This window comes from Muribaculum sp. (genome assembly GCF_029051885.1).
Lineage (GTDB): Bacteria > Bacteroidota > Bacteroidia > Bacteroidales > Muribaculaceae > Muribaculum.
Map to the genome: position 1 here is coordinate 1 of NZ_JAIDKI010000098.1, position 6,175 is coordinate 6,175.

The following is a 6,175-nucleotide window of genomic DNA, read 5'->3' on the forward strand; positions in this document are numbered from 1 at the left end:
CTGCAGCAGCCCAACCAGGCGGCAGGAGTCACCGGCGTACGCCCCGACCTTATCGAGACCATCGCACGCGCAGGCATAGCCACCGGTGTAGACGGACTGTTCATCGAGACCCACCGCAATCCGTCATGCGCCAAGAGCGACGGTGCCAACATGCTGCCTCTCGACCAGCTCCCCACCCTTCTGCGCCGTCTCTCGGCCATACGCGCGGCAATCAATGAATTCTGAACACTACCTTGCCTGTGAATGCATTGCGTACAATCCTCGTGGTCAGCCTCTCACTTCTTTCCCTGACTTCTTTCGCACAATGTGAGGCGAAACTGAAGGATTTCTATGTCACATACATAACTAATCTTGACTTATGTAATGATGCCAAAAACATAGCCCTGAAAGAAGCTCACATGTCGCCTGAACTGATAAACAAACTGAATGAGCGGTGTGAAGAATGTGGAGCCGACACAATAATCTATGCACAGGACGTCTGTCAGAATATGATTGAGACCCTGACCGTCGAGCCATATAAAGACAATTGGTACCTGGTTAAATACAACTGGAATCCTACCATAAAAGAGGAAGAGACAGTCATACCAGTGAAGGCCTGCAACTGCGATGGCAACCTCACGATTTTAGATATCTATCCTGCCTGGGATGACATTAGCAAATTGTAAAAGCATATTCCGATAATATCCCAATACAAATTTACCCCGGTTAAAGGCTGTAGACTTTAACCGGGGTGATTTTTACACGGTATGACCAACGGTCACATTTACAGCCCTGGAAGAAAACGGGAAAGGTCGGATAGAGTAATGCCACGGCGTGATGCATAGTCCGACAGCCGCATGGCGTCAAGACGGTCAACCACAAAGTAGCGGCTCTCCGGGTGAGAGAACAACAATCCTGAAGTCGAGGCCGCAGGATGCATCGCTCCATTTTCTGTCAGGGTTATTCCCATAGATGCATAGTGGAGCACCTTGTCGGCAATGAATATCAACGACTGGTCGGGGAGACTGGGATAGCCGAAAGCCGGGCGGATGCCGCGGTATGAGTTGTCGGCGAGAGCACCCTTAGGCATAGCTTCGCCGGGAGCGTATCCCCACAGTGATGTGCGCACATACCAGTGGAGCCATTCGGTCGCAGCCTCTGCAAGGCGGTCGGCAAGAATGCGGTAGAGAAGCGAATGGTAGTCATCACCGCGCTCCTTAAGCATTGCGGCCCTCGATTCCACTTCATTGCCAGTAGTGACTGCAAAGAGCCCAGCATAATCCACCATGCGTCCATCCTGCGAAACAGGAGATATAAAGTCGGAAAGGGCCATGGAAGTGTCACCTGGTGTCGACGGCATACGACGCAGTGTAGGGAAGGTCAGCTCTTCATCTCCCGACTCGATTATAATATCATCACCGCGGCTACCGGCAGGAAGTAGTGCTACACGCGCTGTAATACCATCTGGGAGCAATGTCCGCTCGATATAATCAAGTGCCACACGTGCTTCCTTGGCAAGCTGCATGGCCTCGGCGGCTTTAGCCACACGTTGCTGCGGTACGGATGCCAGCCACTGGGCGCGGCAATGATCGCAGCCTTGAATCTCCGCGACAGCCGACAGCGAGGCGTCAAGCCCCCATGCTGTCATGAATGCGCGCCAATTGATAAGCCTGCGCGCCTCTGCAACAGGAATCCTTACATCAGTCACACCCTGGCATGCCGGACGCACGACAGGGAAATCCCATGCCGGACGCATCTCCAATGCTTTTTGTGGGGATATGGCAATACCGGAGGCTTTTGAACGACGACGCGACTGCTCGGCCTCGTAATCTTCCCGCAGTTTTCGCTGCGCCTCGGCATTATCCTTCACGAAAGAATCGCGGGTATCGTCATTCAGCAGCGACTTGACTACCGACGGGAGCATCGCAGCATCGCGGGTGTGGATTACCGGTCCGGAATAACATGGAGCAATCTTCACCGCCGTATGCACAGCCGAAGTGGTGGCGCCACCTATAAGCAGCGGAATTGTAAGCCCACGCTCTTCCATAAGTCGTGCGACACCGCACATTTCTTCAAGCGAAGGAGTAATCAGTCCGCTCAGACCTATCAACACGGCGGATTCAGCAATCGCGCGGTCTACAATATCCTGCGCAGGCACCATTACACCAAGGTCGATTATTTCCAAGCCATTGCAGCGCAACACAGTCGCCACGATATTCTTACCGATGTCGTGTACATCGCCCTTGACGGTAGCGATTACCATAGCCTGGCGGCGCGATGCAGCCTCACCGGAGTCGGCCGAGGCTCGCTTCGACTCCGATTCGATATACGGAGTGAGCCACTCTACAGCACGCTTCATAGCATGAGCACTCTTTACTACCTGGGGCAGAAACATGCGACCCTCGCCAAACATTGTGCCTACATGGTCCATGCCCTTCATCAGCGGCCCGTCAATGACTGCCGACGGGCGCCCCCCATACTCGGCAAGAACCTCGGCAAGCACCGCCTCAATGCCCTCTGTCATTCCGCGCTCTACCATTTTTTGCAGCTTCTGCGAAGGAGTCATCGCGGCTGCATCATTTTTTCCTGCGGCAGTAGCCCCGGCAGATGGTCCCTGCGAATCCATCATCTCCGTGGCAATCTCCATAAGCCTCTCGGTGGCATCGTCGCGGCGACACAGCAACAGGTCGTCGATAGCCTCGCGTAGGTCTGATGGTATGTCATCGACAGGAATAGCTTCGGCAGCGTTTACAATGGCCATGTCCATGCCGAGCCTGATGGCATGGTGGAGGAATATGCTGTGCATCGCCTTGCGCACATACTTGTTGGCGCGGAAAGCATACGACAGATTGCTTATGCCGCCGCTTACCTTAGCTCCGGGGAGGTTTTCCTTTATCCATTCTATCGTACGCAGGAAATCAAGAGCTGAGCGCCGGCTCTGCATAAGTTCATCGGGGTCCGTAGTGCCATCGCCGCTATCGACTACAGCACCTACAGCGAGCACATTGGGGTCGAAAATTATGTCCTGCGGCTTTATTCCGGCCTTATCCACAAGCAGCCGGTATGCACGTGCGCACACTTCTGTACGGCGTTCGAAAGTTACAGCCTGGCCACTCTCGTCGAATGCCATCACCACAACTGCCGCTCCCATATCACGTACGTCGCGTGCATGCGCGAGAAATGCCTCCTCACCCTCTTTAAGGCTTATGGAGTTTACTACCGGGCGTCCCTGTATGCGCTTAAGTCCCGACATTATCGCGTTCCATGACGATGAATCGACCATAATCGGCACCCGGGCCACATCGGGTTCGGCACCAAGCCGGCTGATAAAGCGAGCCATCTCCAACGGAGTATCAAGCATTCCGTCGTCCATGTTCACATCAATCACCTGGGCTCCTTTTTCTACTTGCGAGCGTGCAATGTCTACCGCTTCCTGTATCGAACCCTCCTTTACAAGTCGGAGAAACTTACGGCTTCCGGCCACATTGCACCGCTCACCGACATTCAGGAAATTACGCTCACGGCTTACTTCAAGAGGCTCGAGTCCGGCAAGAGTCATTATGCCGGTATCCTTCGGTATCGGGCGTGGAGCATGAGAGGCAGCCTCACGGGCAAACTCACGGATATGGTCGGGGGTAGTGCCACAGCAACCTCCCACTATATTGACCAGTCCCCGCTCCATCATGTGACGCACCTTGGGCGCCATCACCTGTGGAGTCTCGTCGTACTGTCCCATTTCGTTTGGCAGACCGGCATTCGGGTATACCGACACGGCAAACGGATAACGTGACAATGTCTCGAGATAGGGCATCATACCTTCTGCTCCGAAACCGCAGTTTAGCCCCACGGCAATAGGGTCGGCATGTGCCACTGTGGCAACAAATGCCTCCAGAGTCTGCCCCGACAGGGTACGGCCGCTTTCGGTAAGCGTCACTGATATAATAACCGGAACACGCACACCCGTTGCCTCCATGGCCCGGTGTGAGGCGAATATGGCAGCCTTGGCGTTGAGAGCGTCGAATATGGTTTCGATGATAATCACATCGACCCCTCCCTCTATCAACGCCTTCATCTGGTCGAAATAAGCGGCTGTAAGCGCGTCCCAGTCAAAATCCGTATCATCGCCAATCGACTGTGCCATCGACAGCGATTTGCTTGTGGGGCCCACACTTCCGGCCACCCAGACCTCTTCGCCGGGATTCTGCCGCATGAAGCAGTCGGCTGAATCACGAGCCAGCCTTGCCGCCGCCATGTTGATACGCGGCGCCTCACTCTGCAATCCGTACTCCGATAATGATATTGCATTGGAGTTGAATGAGTTTGTCTCTATAATTCTGGCGCCGGCATCGAGATATGCCATGTGGATTTCGGTGATTACGTCGGGACGCGTCACACACAGGATATCGTTGCATCCTTTGAGATTGACCGGGCTATCGGCCCACTCCCGGCCACGGAAGTCGCTTTCAGTCAACTCATAGCCCTGAATCATAGTACCCATCGCGCCATCAAGCACGATTATTCTTTCCTTAACTGAAGCAACAAGCCTCGCCGAAGCATATTTCATTTTTCAAGCAGTCTATATATGCAATAACAGCACAAAGTTACTCCTTTGCACCGAATTAATAAAATCATTAAGAGCTTGTTTAGCGCATTAAGAGCTTGTTTAATAAAATTTACCTGACTTAATATCGAAATATCAGGTCTGTTTTATCGTTTGGAGGCAAAGAATGAGCGCATCAGTGAGGCACACTCGTCGGCAAGGACTCCGGAAGTAACAGTGCACTTCGGATGGAAAGGCGAACGGGACATTATGCCGGTATATCCGCGTTTCTCATCAGAGGCCCCGTACACCACCCGCCGTATCTGGCTCCATCCTATGGCGCCTGCACACATCGGGCAAGGCTCTACTGTAACGTAGAGTGTAGCGTCGGGCATATACTTTCCTCCAAGAGTAGATGCCGCCGCAGTAATTGCCTGCATCTCAGCATGGGCGGTTACATCCGCAAGAGTCTCGGTAAGATTGTGTCCACGCCCGATAATGCGTCCACCAGCCACGATGACAGCTCCGATAGGTATCTCGTCAGCCTCCATGGCGCGTCGTGCTTCGTCAAGGGCCGCGCGCATCCAGCGCTCATCATCACCCTTATGCTGTATATCAATTATCTTTTCCATAGGCTATTACAACAAATCGATACGCATACCCTCATATGCGGCTACGGTATCCGGGAATATGGCACGCGCCTCGGCAAGATGCCCCTCCTCATCGGCATACTGCTTGGAGAAATGGCCGAGCACAAGGCGCTTTACACCTGCAAGCTGAGCCACACGAGCTGCCTCGGCGGCAGTAGAGTGGAAACGCATATGGGCCTTTTCGCGCTCGGCATCAAGGTATGTGGCCTCATGGTATAGCACGTCCACCCCCTCGACGGCACGGGCTACGGCCTCGCTGAAGACCGTATCGGAACAATACGCATAGCTCACCGACGGATCGGCCGGACGTGTCAGCCGTTCATTGGCAATCACAGTCCCGTCGGGCTTTACAAAATCGGCACCCGCCTTTATCGACTGCATCTCACGCACCGGCACCTGGTGGAATGCCACAGCATCGCCTATGATATGGCGCAGTTTGGGTTTCTCCCTGAATATGAATCCGGTCGACGGCACACGATGGATGAGCGGGAAAGCACGCACTTCAAGCGCATCAGACTCCCAGATTACATCGTCGGTGCCCGGAGCGATTATGTTATACTGTATCTCAAACGGAGTCTCGCGGCAGAAAAAATCCATCATACGGCGAAATATAGCGGCGCCCTCCTTAAAGGTATGTATAGTTATCGTACCGCCCTCCTTGCCCGTAAGAGCAAGAGTAGACAGAAGTCCGGGGAGGCCGAGACAATGGTCGCCATGGAGATGCGACAGGAATATGTGGGACAGACGCGAGTACTTCAGACGCGCACGCCGCATCGACAGCTGGGCACCCTCGCCACAGTCGACCATCATCAGATTGTTGCGGAAATCAATCACCTGACAGCTTGGAAGATGCCTGAGTGTAGGAGTAGCGGAGCCACATCCAAGATAATTTATCTGAAACTGTGCCATACCTAAGAGCCTGTTTAATAATAAGAGCTTGTTTAATAATAAATGTTACCGTCAGGGCGGTCATTCGTCGAGCAGATTTTCGCTTGTGATGAGGGAG

General features: G+C 53.6%; 4 protein-coding genes and 1 pseudogene. 2 read left to right on the forward strand and 3 right to left on the reverse strand.

Annotated elements, in window-relative coordinates:
- Both K2I50_RS04410 and K2I50_RS04415 read left to right on the forward strand, forming a co-directional pair.
- Positions 1 to 225 (forward strand): annotated as a pseudogene (locus K2I50_RS04410) (3-deoxy-8-phosphooctulonate synthase); the annotation flags it as partial.
- A gap of 8 nt (positions 226 to 233) precedes the next feature.
- Complete coding sequence (locus K2I50_RS04415) at positions 234 to 665, forward strand: hypothetical protein (protein ID WP_301025016.1); 432 nt, start codon at positions 234 to 236, stop codon at positions 663 to 665.
- A 98-nt stretch (positions 666 to 763) separates the two neighbouring features.
- On the opposite strand, the gene metH is transcribed toward K2I50_RS04415, so the two are convergent.
- The 3 genes from metH to K2I50_RS04430 all read right to left on the reverse strand — a co-directional run bounded on the left by metH (position 764) and on the right by K2I50_RS04430 (position 6,078).
- Positions 764 to 4,543 (reverse strand): methionine synthase, encoded by a 3,780-nt coding sequence (gene metH / locus K2I50_RS04420; RefSeq protein ID WP_301025017.1) that lies wholly within the window; start codon positions 4,541 to 4,543, stop codon positions 764 to 766.
- A 143-nt stretch (positions 4,544 to 4,686) separates the two neighbouring features.
- A complete protein-coding gene (locus tag K2I50_RS04425) occupies positions 4,687 to 5,151 on the reverse strand; it encodes a nucleoside deaminase (protein ID WP_301025018.1) in 465 nt (154 codons plus the stop codon).
- Positions 5,152 to 5,157: 6 nt separating this feature from the next.
- Positions 5,158 to 6,078, reverse strand: coding sequence for a ribonuclease Z (locus K2I50_RS04430; RefSeq protein WP_301025019.1), 921 nt, complete (start codon positions 6,076 to 6,078; stop codon positions 5,158 to 5,160).
- Between the last annotated feature and the right edge of the window lie 97 nt (positions 6,079 to 6,175).